Genomic DNA, 17,957 nt, shown 5'->3' on the forward strand with positions numbered 1-17,957 from the left:
GGCTTCAGATCTCCAGCGGCGTGACGCCCATGAATGCGCCGAGGTGGCCGAGTTGGGCGAAGGCCATTTGCGGCCCGGTCTGGATCGCGCAGCCTACCTGGCGTGCCCGGTTCAGCAGTGGGGTGATCTCGGGCGAGGTGACTACATCGGCCACCAGGGTGTCGGGCTGCAAGGTGGCCAGCAGGGCGGCTGACAGCGGCAGCTCCGCGCTTGCGCCCATGCCGACGGGGGAGGCGTTGGCGACCAGGTCGAAGTCCTCCAGGCCATAGAACTGCGTGTTGATAGCGATTTCGGGGAAGGCATTGCCGAGCAGCTCGCATACCGCGCCCATTCGCATGGCGCTGGGGTCATGCAGGGTAATGCTGGCGATGCCGGCCTCGCCCAGTGCATAGGCAATGGCACTGCCGACTCCGCCGCAGCCAATCACCAGCGCCCGTTTGCCTGTCGGCTCAAAGCCATGCTTGCGCGCGGCCCCCAGAAAACCGGCGCCATCCACGTTGTCGCCCAGCAGGCGGCCGTCACGCTCGCGGCGGATCACATTGACCGAGCCCAGTGCGGCCGCACGCTCGCTCAGGCCGTCCAGGCGGCTGGCCAGGGCCTGCTTGTAAGGCACGGTAACTACGCAACCGCGCAGGTTCTGCCAGCCGCGCAGGCTGCCGGCAAAGCTGTCCAGCGCCGTTTCCTGCAGGTCGATGGGCAGCATGGCAAGGTTGCAATTGTTGTGGGCAAACCAGGTGTTGAAGTTTTCCGGGGACTTCACCTGGGCGATGGGCGAACCGACGATAGCGACCAGTTCCGTTGAACCACGAATCATGCTGACCTCCTTCTTGGCGTTGTTGTGGAGGCAAGCCTGATGCAGCAGCGCGTGTGCAACAATGCGCGGGAGTGGCAGTTAATGCGATAATCGCATCCATGTTGCGATTATCGAATTAATCGCCGTTTTCGCATCCTGCTTGTGAGCCGATTCCGTGACCATTCCAGAAATCCACCCTCGTGATCTCATCGCCGGGTTGCAAAAAGGCCTGGCGCTGATGCAGCTGTTCAGCGTCGAGCAGCCGCGCCTCAGCGTGCCGCTGGCCGCCAGGTTGTCAGGCCTTACCCCAAGTGCCGCACGGCGCTTTCTGTTGACGCTGGTGCACGAAGGTTTTGCCGAAACCGACAGCCGCGAATACTGGCTGACGCCCAAGGCCCTGCGCATTGGCCAGGCCTATGTGGACTCGGCGCAACTGCCGCGCATGCTGCGGCCGATTGTCGAGCAGGTGGCACGGCAGACCCAGGAACACGTGTCGGTGGGCACCCGCGATGGTGACGAAATCATCCACCTGGTGCGCAGCCGCTACAGCCATGTGGCTTCGTTGTCGATCAGGCCTGGTTCGCGGGTGCCGATGCATTGCACCGCCAGTGGGCGCATCTGGCTGGCCTGGCTGGATGAAGGTGAGCGGGATGGCTACTTTGCGCGTAACCCGCTGCGCGCCTTGACGCCTTACACCCAGACTGACCGGCAGCAGCTGGAGGCAGATTTGCAGCGGATCAAGGGGCAGGGCTTCTGTATCGTTGACCAGGAGTACGAAATCGGCATGCGCGTGCTGGGTGTGCCGCTACTGGACCGGGCCGGGCGGCTGAAAGCCACGCTGACCATCACCACCCACGCATCGCGGTTGAGTGTTGATGAAATACGCTTGCGCTATCTGCCGCCCTTGTATGAGGCTCAGGCGTTGCTGCGGCCGGTTCTGGACTGAGCGCCAGCAGCGCCAAGGCCTATTCCACTGCCTCGGCCACACCCTGGTCCTCACCCAGGAACCCGCCACTCTGGTGCTGCCACAGCCGCGCGTAGGTGCCGTTTTTTGCCAGCAACTCGGCGTGGGTGCCTTGCTCGATGATGCGCCCTTCATCCATCACGATCAGCCGGTCCATGGCCGCGATGGTAGACAACCGGTGAGCGATGGCGATGACAGTCTTGCCCTGCATCATTTCATCCAGGCTTTCCTGAATCGCCACTTCCACCTCCGAGTCCAGCGCACTGGTGGCTTCGTCCAGCAGCAGGATCGGCGCGTTCTTCAACATCACCCGGGCAATGGCGATGCGCTGGCGCTGGCCGCCGGAGAGCTTGATGCCGCGCTCACCCACCAAGGTGTCGTAACCGCTGTGGCCTTGGCGGTCGCTGAGCTGGCTGATGAATCCATCGGCCTGGGCATTGGCAGCAGCGGCACGGATCTGCGCCTCGGTCGCATCGGGACGGCCATAGGCAATGTTGTCGCGAATCGAGCGGTGCAGCAGCGAGGTGTCCTGGGTGACCATGCCGATGGCGCTGCGCAGGCTGTCCTGGGTGACCTTGGCCACGTTCTGCCCGTCGATGAGGATTTCACCACTGTCAACGTCGTAGAAGCGCAGCAGCAGGTTGATCAAGGTGGACTTGCCCGCCCCGGAGCGGCCGACCAGCCCGACTTTTTCACCCGGGCGGATGTGCAGGCTCAGATCGTTGAGCACCTGCCGCTCGCCGTTGTAGTTGAAGCCGACCTTGTCGAAAGTCACCGCGCCACCGCGTGTCACCAGCTCACCGGCACCTGGCGCATCCTGCACCTTGGGCCCGCGGGTGAGGGTGGCCATGCCGTCCTGCACGGTACCGATGTTTTCGAACAGCGAGGTCATCTGCCACATGATCCAGTGCGACATGCCGTTGATGCGCAAGGCCATGGCCGTAATCGCCGCCACGGCTCCGGTGCCGACCTGGCCCTGGTGCCACAGCCACAGGGCATAACCGCCCGCGCCAAAGATCAAACCCACCACCAGCGCCTGGTTGACGATCTCGAACTGGCTGACCAGGCGCATCTGGCGAAAACCGGTCTGCTTGAAGTCTTCCATGGCAGCGCGGGCAAAGTGCGCTTCGCGCTTGGAATGGGAGAACAGCTTTACCGTGGTGATGTTGGTATAGGCGTCGGACACCCGCCCGGTCATCGACGATCTGGCATTGGCTTGTTCCTGGCCGACCTTGCCCAGGCGTGGCACGAAATACAGCATGGCCAGCCCGAACAGCAGGAGCCAGGCAATGAACGGCAACATCAGCTTCAGGGCGAAGCCACCGGCCAGGGCAATGATGGCAATGAAATACACGCCAATACCGGGCAGGATTTCGATGACGGTGAACAGCACTTCGCGCACCGCCAGCGCCGTCTGCATCACCTTGGTGGTGACCCGGCCAGAAAATTCGTCGGAGAAGAACGACAGGCTCTGGCGCAACATCAGCCGGTGAAAGTCCCAACGCAGGCGCAGCGGCAGGTTGATCGCGAGGACCTGGTGCTGAACCATGGTGCGCAACGCCACCAGGCCGATGCTGACCAGCAGCACGATGCCAATGCCCCACAGTGCGCTGCTTTCCTGGGCGCTTGCTGCGCCACCCGCCTGCCAGGCCGACAGCAGGTCGACCACCTGGCCGAGAAAGGCAAACAGCCAGGCTTCGTAGATCGACACGCCGGCACTGAGCAAGGCAAGCGCCAGGATGTAGCCACGGGCGCCCCGGGTGCAGGCCCACAGGAAACGCATCAGGCCAACCGGTGGCGGTGGCGCCTCGTCAGGGGGGAAGGGGTCGAGCCGTTGTTCAAAGATACGAAGCATGCTTGTCTCCGGGAAATCTGCATTCGCTTAGCAGGTAACCATACAGCACATCGCAGTATTCGCCTGCAGACGGGGCTGGCCAGCTGGTTTCAGGGTGCCGTGATCAGGCGTGGAATGATGCGTTGCAGGCAGGCATTCTGGCTGGCTTGACCCTCCTCTGGTTTGCGGGTGCGGCGCTGTCGTAGGGCGAAGAGAGGCCCGCCCTTACATACCTTTGCAATTGCTTACATTTACTTTGTCATAAACAGTCGCTGGTGCTGTAGAATTGACGGCTTCCCTGGTAACAACCTCCTTTTGCCGTTTTATTGACGTGAGTCATTAAGGCGACAACGGTGTTTGTGTCACATTCCCCAGAAATCCGATTTATTTTTTTTGCAGAGCCAGTGTTTTGACGAATGGAATGCCGTTGTTGGCTATCCCCGGCTTAGGCGCCGAAAGCAGCCAGCTTCATCAACAAGGACTGTATTGGTTAGCTTGCGATGCCGCCGAAGACGCCATTTTGCTCTGCCGCCAGGTAATCGAAGGCATGCCCGATAGTGCACGCGGCGCCTTGATTGCCGATGCGCAAACCTTGGGCGACGTGCTGGCGGTGCTCGACTCAGCCAGTGGCCCGGCCGAGCTGGCGCTGTATGAATCTACCCCGCAGGCCATCTGCAACCTGGCACAGGACCTGCCCCGCCTGGATGCGGGCGAGCGCGTGCTGGTGCTGATGGCGCCGGCTGGCACCTGGGCAGGCGACGACGTCGAGCGCTGGTGCAATGCCCTGCGCCCGGCGTTGCTGGCCGAAGGTGCGCTGTTGCTGGTCATCAGCAGTGGGCAGGGCGCCAGTCTGGTGGCGCACCTGCGCGCATTCAACCAAGGTGTCGACGGCCTGGCGCAGCTGTATCGCGGCAAAGGCGGCGTGCGCTACTTGCAGCATTTCTGGAGCAACCTGCTGGGCAAAGCCGGTACCCGCGACGTGGAACTGGCGCGCCTTCAGGCAGGCTTTGCCGCTGCCCAGGCGCCGCAGGCAGCCGCGGATACCGGTGGCGACGAATTGCAGTACCTCGCCCAGCGCGCGGTACTGGAAGGTGCACCGGCCTTCTCCGAACACTGGGTGGTGTGTGAAGGCCCTGACGACCTTGGTGCCAAGGCCAGCCGGGCGGTTTCCGCCACGGTGATCTTCGCCACGGACGCCGGTCAACGGCTGGACAGCCTGGCGCGGCAGTTGCACCGGTTACGCCAGCTGCGCGGCAATGCCCTGAAGCTGGTGGTGCGCGAAATGGCGCCCACCCTGCGCTATCAGGACGAACAGCTGCTGCTGGGCTGCGGCGCCAGCCAGATCGTGCCGTTTGGTGCCAGCCTTTCGCGCTTCCTGACCATGGTCGAGAGCATCCAGGGCTACGTCTGGCGCCGGCGCTTGCCCGGCGACTTTGACGCCTTGCTGGCACGCTTGCGGCCGTTGGCCATTTGCGGGCTGGTCGCGCCACGCGCATTTGCCGAAGCCGTGCAGAGCATGTGGCACGGCGTGCGAAACGGCGAGATCGTCCACCAGCTGCTGGTGCTGCGTCCGGCCCCGGGCCTGAGCCCGCTGCAGGCCTGCTCGCGCGCCGTATTCCGCCGTGATGGCGATATCGCCTGCGTGGTCGGTGAAGTGCTGTTCCTGTTCCTGTTTGCCTGCCGCTCCGAAGGCGTCGAACAGGCGCTTGACCACATCTTCCAGTTGTCGTGCAAAGAGCTGTTCATCAGCCAGGAGGTGCTGGCCGGCATCGACAGCCTCGCCACCCCGGCGTTTCTCGATGAGCGCTTGCCACGGCCACCGCGCGACGATGCGGCGCAGCTGCCTGCACAGGCACGGCCAGCCCTGCTGCCACGTCGGGTCGGCCTGGGCAAGTGGGGTGCAGCGTGAACTTTGCACAACTGTTGCAGGTGTCGGGCATCAGCGCATTGGTCACGTTGGCCCTGGCCCTGCTGGTGCTGCGCCTGCAGCGGGCAGTGCGCCGCTGGCTGCGCCGTCGCCTGTCCCCCCGTTACCTGAAACCGCTGGGCGTGCGCCACCGCGCCGCACGCCAGGAACCCCGCAATGACTAATACTTCAGCCTCCCTCCCGGTGCTGGCCCGATGGCCTGGACTGGGAGGGTGGAACTTCTATTTCCTGGCCAAGTTCCTGCTGGTCAGCCTCGGCATGCTCGACTTCCAGGCATTGCCCAACCTGCTGTTTGCCGCGTTTCTGCTGATCCCCCTGGCGGGCAAGTGGCTGCGTGTTGCCCGGCAATTGGCGGCCGTGCCCATCGGTATTGCGTTGTTCTATCAGGACACTTGGTTGCCGCCGTTCAGCCGCCTGCTGGCGCAGCCGGGGGTGCTCGATTTCTCCTGGGAGTACTTGCTGGAGCTGATCGGCCGCTTCGTCAACTGGAACCTGATGGGCGCACTGGCGTTGTTGCTGGTGGGTTACCTGTACCTGCGTCACTGGCTGCGCCTGAGTACCTTGAGCCTGCTAGGGCTGGCGTGGCTGGCTGTCGGCGGCTTGCCGTCGCTGGGGTTCAGCGCGGGCCCGGCGCCAGGCGCCGAGGTTGCCAGCGCCGCCGACCAGGTACAGGGCGGGGCAGTGGCCGACAATGCCAGCCTCGACAACTGGCTTGAGCGCTTCTTCGCCAGTGAGCGGGAGCGGGTGACGGCGTTCCCGGCGATCAAGGCCGATGAACAGCCCTTCGACTTGCTGGTGATCAATATCTGCTCGCTGGCCTGGGATGACCTGTCAGCGGTCGGGCTGCGGGACAACCCGTTGTTCTCGCGCCTGGACGTGGTATTCGACCAGTTCAATTCGGCCACGTCCTACAGCGGGCCCGCCGCGATCCGCGTGCTGCGTGCCAGCTGTGGCCAGTCGTCCCATGCCGGCCTGTACCAGCCCGCAGCCGAGCAGTGCCTGCTGTTCGAGAACCTGGCCAAGCTTGGTTTCCAGAGCAATACCTTGCTCAACCACAGCGGCCGTTTCGACAACTTCATCGGCGACATCAGCCAGCAGAACATGCCACAACCGGGCCTGCGCAACACCGACTTCCCGCGGGCACTGGTCGGCTTCGACGGCTCGCCCATCGCCAGCGACCTGGACGTGCTGCGCCGTTGGTGGGGGCAGCGCAAGGGGGCTTCGGCCGAGCATGTGTCGCTGTTCTACAACAGCATCAGCCTGCACGACGGCAACCGCATCGTTACCGCCGACGGCGGCACCCGCGTGGCCGATTACGCCACCCGGGCCAATCGGCTGTTCGGCGAGCTGGGCAGCTTCCTCGATGAACTGGAGCGCAGTGGCCGGCGGGTGGTGGTGGCGATTGTGCCGGAGCACGGCGCTGCGCTGCACGGGGACCGCATGCAGCTGTCGGGCATGCGCGAGATCCCCACACCATCGATTACCCATGTACCGGTGGGTCTGAAGTTCATCGGCATGGGGCAGCCTGCCCGCAGCGAGCCGCTGCGGGTGACGGCGCCCACCAGCTACCTGGCGTTGTCCGAACTGATCTCGCGGGTGTATGCGGGCCTGGGGCAGCAGCAGGCGCTGGATGTGCCCAGCCTGCTGAGCGACCTGCCGGCCACCGAGCAGGTCGCCGAAACCTCCGGCGCACAGGTTGTGAACTACCAGGGGCGCGCCTACATGCGCCTGCAAGGCCAGGCCGACTGGCAGCCCATTCCCAAGGAGCGCCCATGATCACTGGCACAGCAGACCCCTCCGAGCGTAGCGACGACATCGCCCAGCTGCGCCAGCACCTGGGCATGCCCGACCTGAACTACCAGGATATCTCCCTGTTGGTGGGTGTTCAGCAGGCCCTGCAGCGCTGGCCGTTACTCGGTGAAAGCTGCCGCGCCGGCGCCCAGGGCACACTGTACGCAGCGGCGCCGCCGCGTGAGGCGGTGTCGTCATGACCAGCCTGGCATTGCACGGTGTACGCGGCGGCCTGGGCCGCAGCGCGTTGCTGGCCGCATTGGGCTATGCGCTGCATGGCGTGGGGGAGCGGGTGCTGCTGGTCGACCTGTGCCCCAGCAACCTGCTGGGTCTGCACTTCAACCTGCCCCTCGACACGTGTGAAGGCTGGGCGCTGGCCGAGCGGCAAGGGCGGCCGTTCGGCGACGCCGTGTACCAGGTGCTCGACGGCCTGTGCATGTTGCCGTTCGGCAATCTGTCTGCTGGCGCGCCGCCGCCTGTGCTGGACGCGGATGCATGGCGCGTGCGCCAGGCAGAGCTGGCCGGGCATTTCGACTGGGTGCTGTTCGACCTGCCGCAGTTGCCGGGCGATGGCGCTGGCGGGGTCGAAACCGATGTGCGTGTGCTGGTCGCCGAAGCTGAAATGGCCAGCCACCTGCTGCTTGGGCGGCGACCGGTCGAGCACTATGACCTGTTGCTGGTCAACCGCTACGACCCCGCCAGCCGCTTGCAAAGCGACTTGCTGATGGTTTGGCGCGACCTGTTCCGTGATCGCCTTCCGCTGCAGGTGGTGCACCGCGACGAGGCGTTTCTCGAAGCCTTGGCGTGCAAGGCCCCGCTGGGCCATTACGCGCCGCAGAGCCTGGCCTGCCGGGATGTGCAGAGCCTGGCGGTGCGTTGCCTGACGAGGCGCCAGTCGTGACATTGACGCCATTGTCGGCCTACGCCTGGTTCAATGCCCGCGGCGCGCGCCGAGCGGTCGCCTGGCTGTTCACCCTTGGGGTGTGGCTGGCGTATCTGTTCCTGCGTCTGGAATCGCCCGCCTGGCAGGCGCTGCTGGCTGAGCGCAAGCGACTGTACCCGCAGCTGGCGGGCAAGCGCCCGAGCCTCGGCGACCCGCTGCGGCTGCTGATTCAAAGCCTGTGGCTGCTGCTGCGGCGTCAGCCGCAGCCACGCCAGCCTGGCGCCGCACGCCGCGCTCTGGGCGCCTTGCGGGCGCAACTGCGGCGCATGCGGCAAGCGGCAAACCACTGCCGGAGCCTGCTGATTGCCAGCCTGCAGCAAGTCCCCGCACGTTACCGTGCCAGTGCCTTCAGGCACGGCGCCTCGGTACGCCTGCGCAACCTCAGCGTGCTCGCCCGCCGGGCGTTCTACGGCGTGCTGACATTGTGCGCCGTCAGCCTGGCCTTGCTGTGCGTGACCGAGCCCTTCGGCTACCTGGCGCAACTGGTGTTCATCTGCCTGTTGCTGGGCATCGCCATGCTGGTGCGGCACATGCCGGGCCGCTTCCCGACATTGATGCTGATCGTGCTGTCGACCATCATCTCCTGCCGCTATCTGTGGTGGCGCTACACCGCGACCCTGAACTGGAACGACAGCACCGACCTGGTGTGCGGGGTGATCCTGCTGGCGGCCGAGACCTACTCATGGTTCGTGCTGATCCTGGGCTACATCCAGACCAGCTGGCCGTTGCAGCGCAAGCCGGCGAGCCTGCCGGCCAACCCGCAGCATTGGCCGACGGTGGACCTGATGATCCCCACCTACAACGAAGACTTGTCGGTGGTACGCACCACGGTGCTGGCGGCCCTGGGCCTGGACTGGCCACGTGAATGCCTGCGCATCTACATTCTTGACGATGGCCGCCGCGAAGCCTTTCGCGCGTTCGCCGACGAGGTCGGGGTGGGCTATATCGTGCGGCCAGACAGCAGGCACGCCAAGGCCGGCAACCTCAACCACGCGCTGGGCGTGACGGACAGCGAGCTGATTGCCATCTTCGACTGTGACCATGTGCCGGTGCGTTCCTTCCTGCAGATGACGGTGGGCTGGTTCCTCAAGGACCCGAAGCTGGCGCTGGTGCAGACGCCACACCACTTCTTCTCGCCCGACCCGTTCGAGCGCAACCTGGGCTCGTTCCGCCGTCGCCCCAACGAAGGGGAGCTGTTCTACGGGCTGATCCAGGACGGCAACGACATGTGGAACGCGGCGTTTTTCTGCGGTTCGTGTGCGGTGCTCCGGCGTACCGCGCTGGAGAGCATCGGCGGCTTCGCCGTCGAGACTGTCACCGAAGATGCCCATACCGCTTTGCGCATGCACCGTCAGGGGTGGTCGTCGGCCTACCTGAGCCTGCCGCAGGCGGCCGGCCTGGCTACCGAGAGCCTGTCGGCGCACATTGGCCAGCGTATTCGCTGGGCCCGCGGCATGGTGCAGATATTCCGCACCGACAACCCGCTGTTCGGGCGTGGGCTGAGCCTGTTCCAGCGGGTGTGCTATGCCAACGCGATGCTGCACTTCCTGGCCGGCCTGCCGCGGCTGGTGTTCCTCACGGCGCCGCTGGCGTTCCTGTTGCTGCATGCCTACATCATCTACGCACCGGCGCTGATGATCCTGCTGTACGTGCTGCCGCACATGATCCACGCCAGCCTGACCAACTCGCGCATGCAGGGTAAATACCGGCAGACTTTCTGGGGCGAGGTGTACGAGACCGTGCTGGCCTGGTACATCGCACGCCCCACCACGGTGGCGCTGTTCGCGCCGAAGAAGGGCACGTTCAACGTTACTGCCAAGGGCGGCCTGATGGAGCAGGAACAGTTCGACTGGCGTATCGCCCAGCCTTACCTGTGGCTCGCGGTGCTCAACGTGGCCGGCCTGGGTTTTGCCGTGTGGCGCCTGTTCACTGGCCCGTCGGCAGAAATCGGCACGGTGATCGTCAGCTCGCTGTGGGTGGTCTACAACCTGCTGATCATCGGCGCCGCAGTCGCCGTGGCCGCCGAAGTGCGCCAGGTGCGCCGCGCTCACCGGGTACAGATGCAGCTGCCGGCGGCGCTGGTATTGGGCACTGGGCATGCCTTCCCCTGCACCCTGGTCGACTATTCCGATGGCGGCGTGGGCCTGCAGTTGCACCCGGGCCTGGTGCTGAAACCCGGGGAGCGGGTGCGGCTGCTGCTTAACCGCGGCCAGCGCGAGTTTGCCTTCCAGGCCTGTGTCACCCGTACCGTCGGGCAGCACGCGGGCCTGGTGTTCCACGACCTCAGCCCGCAACAGCGCATCGACCTGGTGCACTGCACCTTTGCCCGGGCCGATGCCTGGCTTGGCTGGGGCGCGCAGCATGAGGTCGACCGACCGCTGCGCAGCCTGATCGATGTGCTCAAGCTGGGCGGGGTCGGCTACCTGCGCCTGATCGAACACATGCCGCCCTGGGCGCGTGCATGGCTACGCCCGCTGCGCAGCCTGGGGCACTGGCTGGCCAGCTACAGGCCACGTACACCCGCGCCTGTCCTTTCCATGAACCTTGTTGACCGAGACGCATGATGACTCGTTATCCCTCGCGTACCTGGGGCCTGGCGCTGGCGCTGTGCGCCGCCTTGTCCCAGCCCGCTGTTGCTGCCAGCGCAGCGCCGCTTGCCGAGCCAGGTGTACCCACGGTACCGAACTGGCCGGTTGCGAAAACCTTCGAGCAGCTCGGGCATGCGTCCGACAGCCTGCTGTTGGGGGTGCGCAACAGCGAGCAGATCGAGTTTGGCGTGCGTCGCGACCGCCTGGCCACCGATGCCACCTTGCAGCTGGACTACACACCCTCACCAGCCCTGTTGCCGAACCTGTCGCACCTGCGCGTCTACCTGAATGACGAGCTGATGGGGGTGGTGCCGGTGGAAAAAGACCAGCTCGGCCAGCGCGTACGCCGCCAGCTGCCGCTGGACCCCAAGCTGCTCAGCGACTTCAACCGGGTGCGCCTGGAGTTCGTCGGGCATTACACCGACATTTGCGAAGACCCGGCGCACAGCGGCCTGTGGCTGAACCTGAACCGCAAGAGCCAGGTGCAGCTGCATGAACAGGCACTGGCGCTGGACAACGACCTGGCGTATTTCCCGCTGCCGTTCTTCGACCCGCGCGACACCGGCAAGGTTGTGCTTCCAGTGGTGTTCAGTGGCTCGCCGAGCCTGGAGCAGCAGCGCGCCGCAGCGATCCTGGTGTCCTATTTCGGCAGCCAGGCCGGTTGGCGCAAGGCAACTTTCCCGGTGCTGTACAACCGCCTGCCGGCCCGTGGCGAGCAACCCACGCCCAGTATCGTGTTTGCCAGCAATGACCGGCGCCCGGGCTTCCTTGCCGACCTGCAGCAGTTCCCTCCAGTCGACGGCCCGGTGTTGCAGCTGATCGACCACCCCGACGACCGCTTCAGCAAAGTGCTGCTGGTGCTGGGCCGCAACGACGAAGACCTGGTCGAGGCAGCCTCGGCGCTGGCGGTGGGCAACAACCTGTTCCGCGGTGCCCGAGTGCAAGTGGAGCAGATGGCCGCGCTGCAACCGCGCCAGCCCTACGACGCACCGAACTGGACGCGCACCGACCGGCCGGTACGTTTCGCCGAGCTGCTCGACTACCCTGGGCAGTTGCAGGTCAGCGGCCTGCAGCCGCACCCGGTGACGCTGCAACTGAACTTGCCGCCAGACCTTTTCGTCTGGCGTAACCAGGGCATTCCACTGCGTACCTTGTATCGCTACACGGCACCGGCAGTGACCGACGAATCGCGCCTGAGCATCAGCGTCAACGACCAGTACATCACCAGCATGCCGCTGGTGGGCAATGACCGGCGCGGTGGCACGCTGGAGGAAATGCGCCTGGCAGTGCTGTCGGGTGACAACACGGCACTGACCGAAAAGTCGCTGGTCCCGGCGTTGAAGATCGGCGACCGCAACCGCCTGCGCTTCGACTTCAGCTTCGCCAGCACCCTGGGCAGCGCCCAGCGCGATCGTTGCCAGACCTCGCTGCCGGTGGACGTGCGTGCGGCGATCGATGAAAACTCGACCATCGACCTGTCCGGTTACCACCACTACATCGCCATGCCCGACCTGCGCGCATTCGCCCGCAGCGGCTTCCCGTTCAGCCGCATGGCCGACCTTTCCGAAACCCTGGTCATGGTGCCGGCCAAGCCCACGCCAATGCAGGTGGGCACCTTGCTCGACACAGTGGCCGGCCTGGCCGGGCAGATCGGTTACCCGGCACTGGGCCTGAAGCTTGCAGATGACTGGCAACAGGCGGCAGCGGCCGATGCCGACTTGCTGCTGATCGGCAACCTGCCGCAGGCCCTGAGTGACGCGCCCAACCTCGGCCTGCTGCTCAGCGCCCAGCGTGACTGGCTGCTGCAAGGCCGCAGCACCGGGTTGCCTGGCAGCCAGCGCTTCGATACCGCAGGTGCTCCTGCCAGCAGCCGCGTGGCGGTGAGTGCGCAGGCGCCGATCGCCGCCATCACCGGCTTGCAGTCGCCATTCCACCCACAGCGCAGCGTGGTTGCACTGCTGGCCAGCAGCGACAGCGACTATGCGTTGTTGCGTGATGTGCTTGGCGACGTCGGCAAGCTCGACGCCGTGGCCGGTTCGGTGAGCCTGGTGCGCAGCAGCGGCGTGACCAGCCAGTTCGTTGGCGAGCACTATTTTGTCGGCGCCTTGCCCTGGTGGCTGTTGTTGTGGTTCCACTTGTCCGAGCACCCGGTGCTGCTGGCGGCGATCGCTGCCGTGAGTGTGGTGCTGTTCGCCTTCCTGCTGTGGCGGGCACTGCGTTGGGCTGGCCGACGTCGGTTGGGTGAGGCGGCCTGATGATGCGACCATTGCTGACAGGGCTGGTCGCCCTGGGCCTGCCTGTTTTCGCCAATGCCGGGGCGGCCTGCTCGTGGCCTGCCTGGGAGCACTTCAAGGCCGAACTGGTGAGCGTGGATGGCCGGGTCATCGACCCGAGTGACGCGCGCCTGATCAGCACTTCGGAAGGGCAGAGCTACGCGCTGTTCTTTGCCCTGGTCGGCAATGACCGTCCGGGCTTCGCCAAGCTGCTGCGCTGGACCAGCAACAACCTGGCCGAGGGCGACCTGGCCCGGCATCTGCCGGCCTGGTTGTGGGGGCGCAATGGCCAGCGCCAGTGGCAGGTGCTGGACACCAACAATGCCAGTGACGCCGACCTGTGGATTGCCTACAGCCTGCTCGAAGCCGGGCGGTTATGGAACGAACCGGCCTATGCGCAACTGGGGCAGCGGCTGTTGTGGCGCATCGCCGCGCAGACCGTACGAAAACTACCGGGCCTGGGCGTGATGCTGTTGCCGGGTGACTACGGCTTCGAGGATGCCAGTGGCAGCCGCCTGAACCCGAGCTATCTGCCGCTGCAACTGCTCGACCGCTTCAGCCTGGTGGACCCGTTGTGGGGCGAGCTGGCGGCCAACAGTCGACGTGTGTGGCTGGCTTCTTCACCCAAAGGCTTTGCCCCGGACTGGCTGTTGTGGACCCCGGCCGGTGAACCGGCATCCGACCCGCAACACGGCAACGCCGGTGACTATGACGCTATCCGCGTGTACCTGTGGGTCGGCATGCTGGCCGAGGACGCGGCGCAGCGGACCGAGCTGCTGGCCCACTATGCGCCGATGGCGGCATTGACCCACAGTCAGGGGCGCCCACCCGAGCGCGTGGATGCGCGCAGCGGCGCCGCCACCGGGCATGGCCCGGCGGGCTTTTCGGCAGCGTTGCTGCCACTGCTGGCAGCGTTGCCCGAGCACGCGGCGGCGTTGGCGCAGCAGCGCCAGCGCCTGGCCGAACAACCGGTCGAGCCCAAGGCCTACTACAGCCAGGTGCTGGCGCTGTTCGGCCAGGGCTATGACCAAGGCCGTTATCGCTTTGCCGCCGACGGCCGCCTGTTGCCCGCCTGGAGCCCGTCATGCAGCGAGTAATCGGCGTGCTGATGCTGGTGGCGATCAGCTGCCAGGCCCTCGGCCAACCGAAGGATGCCAGCGAGCAGCGCCAGTGGCTGCTGGAGCAGGTTCGCCGCGGCGAAGCGCTGCACCGTGACGACCTGGTGCGCGATGCGCTCGGCCGCCTGCAGTTGCTGGAACCGCGCAACCCCGATGTGCTGCTGGCGGCCTTGGGCCTGGCGCTACGCGAAAAGAACAGCGCCCAGGCTGAACAGTTACAGGCCAGGCTCAGCGCCTTGGCGCCCGGCAGCCTGCAGGCTCGCCAGGCCACACGCCTGCTCCAGCTGCAGCAGCCCGAAGCGGCGCGGCGCTTGCAGCAAGCGCGGCTGCTGGCCGTTACCGGGCGCAACGCAGAGGCGCTGGCAGCGTACGAGCAGTTGTTCGCAGGCGAGCCACCCAGCCTGGAGCTGGCCCTGGACTACTGGCGGGTGCGCGGCAACCTGCCAGGCCAGCGCCCGGCGGCGATCAGGCAGTTGCAGCAACTGGACCGCCAGTATCCCGGCAACGCCGGGTTGCGCCAGACCCTGGCCGGCTGGCTGTTTGCCGAAAAGCGTGACCGCGAAGCGCTGGCCCTGCTCGATGAGCTGGCCCGCGACCCCAACGCGCGGGATGCTGCTGCCCAGCGCGAGTTCGACTACCTGGCTGGGCAGTCGGTCAGCACTGCCAGCGCAGCGGCCTGGCAAGCGTTCCTCCAGCGCTACCCGGCCTCGCCACTGCTGGCGCAGGCCGGCCAGACCCTGCAACAGCAGCGCACGTTGCTGGCCGACCCGGCTTGGCAGGCGGGCCAGCGCGGCAAGGCGTTGGTCGACAAGGGGCGCAACGCCGAAGCCGAAGCGCAGCTGCGCCGGGCGCTGCGCCAGTACCCGGATGACGCCAGCCTGCACGGTGCACTAGGTTACGCGCTGATGCGTCAGGGCCGCTATGAAGACGCCCATGCAGCGTTCCGCGCGGCCAGCGCGAAGGAGCAGGACACCTACTCGATCAGCCAGTGGAAGGACCTGGAGTCGTCCAGCCAGTACTGGGCACTGATGAACAAGGGCGAGCGGGCATTGCAGGCGCAGGATTTGCGCGGCGCACGCGCGTTTTACCTGCAGGCGCGTCAGCAGCGGCCAAAGGATGAATACGCATTCCTGGGCCTGGCGGATGTTGCGCTGGCCGAGGGCAACGGCGCTGCCGCCGAGCGGCAGTTCCTGCAGGTACGGCGCATGGCGCCGGACAACGAAAGCGCCGTGCGCGGCTTGATGCGCGTGTACCAGGCACAGTCACCCGACAAGGCGCAGGCGTACCTGGACAGCCTGCCACCACGCCAGCAAGTGCAGTTCGCCAGCCTGCGTCGCAACCTGCAGCTCGCGCGGTTGAGGCAGCAAGGGGAAGCAGCCTTGCAGCGCGAAGACTGGGCCACCGCCAGCCAGGCCCTGGCCCAGGCTGCGAGCTTGGCCCCCGATGAGCCCTGGCTGGTCTACCAGTTGGCCAACAGCCTGCGTCAGCAGGGGCGCAGCGCCGAGGCCGATGCGGCTTTCGCCAGGCTGGTCCGGCAGCAGCCTGGCGACCCGGCCACGCGCTACGCCCATGGCCTGTTCCTGGAGTCCAGCGACCGCGATGCCCTGGCCCTCGATAGCCTCGCGGCGGTGCCGCCGGCAGCCTGGAACGCTGACATGCACGCGCTGCAGCAGCGTATCCAGCGGCGCCTGACCCTGGCCTCGGCGCAGCAGTTGCAGGCACAGGGCCGCGGTGCCGAGGCCACAACCCTGCTCGAAGCCGGCCTGGCGCGGGGTGAGGGCGGCCCCGACGACCTGATGCTGTTGGCCGACTGGGCAGCCGCGCGCGGGGAACCAGGGAAGGCGCGCGACTATTACTGGCGAGTGCTTGCCGTGCAACCCGGGCGACCCGAAGCGCGTCTTGGGGTGATCGAAAGCGCGGTGGCCGAAGGCAACCTGGCACAGGCCCGGCACATGCTGGGGGTGCAGGTGCCCCGGTTGGCCGCCGATGACAACAACGGCCAGCGGCGCCTGGCAGCGGTCTGGGTTGCCCTGGGCGAACACGACCAGGCGGCCAGGCAGCTTGATCAGCTTGCCGCGCAGTCGCCTCGCCCCGACCCACTGCTGCGACGCGATGCAGCGCGCCTGGTAGCGCAGACCGACCCGCAGCGGGCGCTGGACCTGTATGCCGCAGCGATGGCCGATGCACAGCTGCTGGATCGTGCTGGCGCAGCGCCGCGGGATGACCAGGCACTGACGCTTGCCAGCCGCGAGCAAGCCAGCGACGACTGGCTGGCGCGCAGCCTGCGCAGTGATGTGGATGCGTTGTACCGCCAGCGCAACACCCACGTGACCCTGATGCACGACTACGGCTGGCGCGAGGATGACGGTACTCCGGGCACGTCGCAACTGAGCACCCACTCGACCTTGCTGCATGTGGATACCCCCTGGCAGGACGGCACCGCCTTTGCGCGGGTCGAGCGCATCAGCATGGATGCGGGCGCGTTCGAGCAGAACGCGCAGGGGCGCTACACCCCGGATTTCGGCAGTTGCCAGTTTGTCGGCAGCAGCGCTGACGGCAAGGCGCTGCCCGCCTGCGAGGGCGGTTCGCAAAGCGCTGACGGCAGTGTCCTGGCGCTGGGTTGGCAGGGCAGCCGTTGGGCGCTCGACCTGGGCACCACCCAGGGCTACGCGATCAACAACTGGCTGGGGGGCGCGACGCTCAACGGCGGCCTCGGCCAGGTCGGCTGGTCGCTGACCGCTTCGCGGCGGCCCATGAGCAACTCGCTGCTGTCGTTCGCCGGCGCCCGTGACCGCCCGACAGGTGTGCGCTGGGGCGGGGTCACGGCCAACGGCGCCACGCTCGGCCTGAGCTGGGACCAGGGCGGCGACAACGGGGTCTGGGCCAGCCTTGGGCACCATTGGCTGTACGGCCAAAACGTTGCTGACAACCAACGCACGCGGGCCATGGCCGGTTATTACCACCGCGTGGTGGAAAAGGCCGACGAGCGCGTGCGTGTCGGCCTGACGCTGATGCACTGGCGCCACGACAAGGACCTGGGCGGCTACAGCCTGGGGCAGGGCGGCTACTACAGCCCGCAGCGCTATACCTCGGTGGGTGTGCCGGTCAGCTATGCCTGGCGCAACTACGACTGGTCACTGTTGCTGGAAGGGTCCGTCAGCTGGTCCCAGGCCCACAGTGCCAGCAGCCGGCTGTACCCGGACGTACACCTCAACCGCAAGGTGCTGGCGCAGTATGCTGTCGACTCCAACCTCGACGCCATGACTGAAGCCAGCGACAGCAGCGGCTTGGGCTATCGCCTGCGCGGCCTGTTCGAACGGCGCCTGAGTGACCATTGGGTGCTGGGCGGCGGTTTCGACTGGCAGCACAGCGATGACTATGCGCCCAGCCATGGCATGCTTTACCTGCGCTACCTGTTCGAGCCGTGGCGCGGCAACCTGGCGCTGCCGGTGACACCGCTGGAGCCCTATAGCGAGTGGCGGTGATTGACTGGAAGGTTGACACCGGGCACACCGCCCCACCATTATCCAGCCATACCCACGCAACGGGCTTTCCAGCATGTCCATGACCAACCACGCCATTTCCGCTTCGGGCTTTATCGCCCAGGCAGACGCGTGTGTTGCCGTTGCCAAGAAATCCAAGAAACAGCCGCTCATCTGACCGAGGCGCGCTGTCTCGTCAGGTGGGCTGACGAGACAGAAGGCGCCAGGTATCCCTGCCAGACCA

General features: G+C 66.2%; 12 protein-coding genes. 10 read left to right on the forward strand and 2 right to left on the reverse strand.

What is annotated here, in order from left to right; all coding sequences use genetic code 11:
- Positions 1-4 precede the first annotated feature (4 nt).
- Positions 5-814 (reverse strand): shikimate dehydrogenase family protein, encoded by an 810-nt coding sequence (locus AC5O5R_RS11205; protein WP_172228190.1) that lies wholly within the window; start codon positions 812-814, stop codon positions 5-7.
- 154 nt (positions 815-968) lie between these two features.
- On the opposite strand from AC5O5R_RS11205, the gene AC5O5R_RS11210 reads away from it, so the two are divergent.
- Positions 969-1,739, forward strand: coding sequence for an IclR family transcriptional regulator domain-containing protein (locus AC5O5R_RS11210; protein WP_494512561.1), 771 nt, complete (start codon positions 969-971; stop codon positions 1,737-1,739).
- A 19-nt stretch (positions 1,740-1,758) separates the two neighbouring features.
- On the opposite strand, the gene AC5O5R_RS11215 is transcribed toward AC5O5R_RS11210, so the two are convergent.
- Positions 1,759-3,612 (reverse strand): ABC transporter ATP-binding protein, encoded by a 1,854-nt coding sequence (locus AC5O5R_RS11215; RefSeq protein WP_172285431.1) that lies wholly within the window; start codon positions 3,610-3,612, stop codon positions 1,759-1,761.
- 400 nt (positions 3,613-4,012) lie between these two features.
- Between AC5O5R_RS11215 and AC5O5R_RS11220 the strand changes: the two genes are divergently transcribed.
- From AC5O5R_RS11220 to bcsC, 9 genes are read left to right on the forward strand one after another with little or no spacing between them, the layout of a single operon-like run.
- Positions 4,013-5,500 (forward strand): BcsE family c-di-GMP-binding protein, encoded by a 1,488-nt coding sequence (locus tag AC5O5R_RS11220; RefSeq protein WP_494515369.1) that lies wholly within the window; start codon positions 4,013-4,015, stop codon positions 5,498-5,500.
- Complete coding sequence (gene bcsF, locus AC5O5R_RS11225) at positions 5,497-5,682, forward strand: cellulose biosynthesis protein BcsF (protein WP_172228249.1); 186 nt, start codon at positions 5,497-5,499, stop codon at positions 5,680-5,682. Before AC5O5R_RS11220 ends, bcsF begins: the two co-directional genes overlap by 4 nt.
- Positions 5,675-7,294, forward strand: coding sequence for a cellulose biosynthesis protein BcsG (gene bcsG / locus AC5O5R_RS11230; RefSeq protein ID WP_494515370.1), 1,620 nt, complete (start codon positions 5,675-5,677; stop codon positions 7,292-7,294). Before bcsF ends, bcsG begins: the two co-directional genes overlap by 8 nt.
- On the forward strand, positions 7,291-7,509 hold the full coding sequence (bcsR, locus tag AC5O5R_RS11235; RefSeq protein ID WP_172228245.1) for a cellulose biosynthesis protein BcsR: 219 nt from the start codon (positions 7,291-7,293) through the stop codon (positions 7,507-7,509). Before bcsG ends, bcsR begins: the two co-directional genes overlap by 4 nt.
- Entirely contained in the window at positions 7,506-8,210 is a 705-nt protein-coding gene (gene bcsQ / locus AC5O5R_RS11240; protein WP_494515371.1) for a cellulose biosynthesis protein BcsQ, read from the forward strand. Before bcsR ends, bcsQ begins: the two co-directional genes overlap by 4 nt.
- On the forward strand, positions 8,207-10,816 hold the full coding sequence (gene bcsA / locus AC5O5R_RS11245; protein ID WP_494515372.1) for a UDP-forming cellulose synthase catalytic subunit: 2,610 nt from the start codon (positions 8,207-8,209) through the stop codon (positions 10,814-10,816). Before bcsQ ends, bcsA begins: the two co-directional genes overlap by 4 nt.
- Positions 10,813-13,095, forward strand: a complete 2,283-nt coding sequence (gene bcsB / locus AC5O5R_RS11250) for a cellulose biosynthesis cyclic di-GMP-binding regulatory protein BcsB (protein ID WP_494515373.1) — start codon at positions 10,813-10,815, stop codon at positions 13,093-13,095. The genes bcsA and bcsB overlap by 4 nt, the downstream gene beginning before the upstream one ends.
- The gene (bcsZ, locus tag AC5O5R_RS11255) at positions 13,095-14,210 is read left to right on the forward strand and encodes a cellulose synthase complex periplasmic endoglucanase BcsZ (protein ID WP_494515374.1); all 1,116 of its coding nucleotides are present in this window, start codon (positions 13,095-13,097) and stop codon (positions 14,208-14,210) included. The genes bcsB and bcsZ overlap by 1 nt, the downstream gene beginning before the upstream one ends.
- Entirely contained in the window at positions 14,198-17,716 is a 3,519-nt protein-coding gene (gene bcsC, locus AC5O5R_RS11260) for a cellulose synthase complex outer membrane protein BcsC (RefSeq protein WP_494515375.1), read from the forward strand. The genes bcsZ and bcsC overlap by 13 nt, the downstream gene beginning before the upstream one ends.
- Positions 17,717-17,957: the final 241 nt, after the last annotated feature.

This window comes from Pseudomonas sp. 8_5_2 (assembly GCF_059295255.1).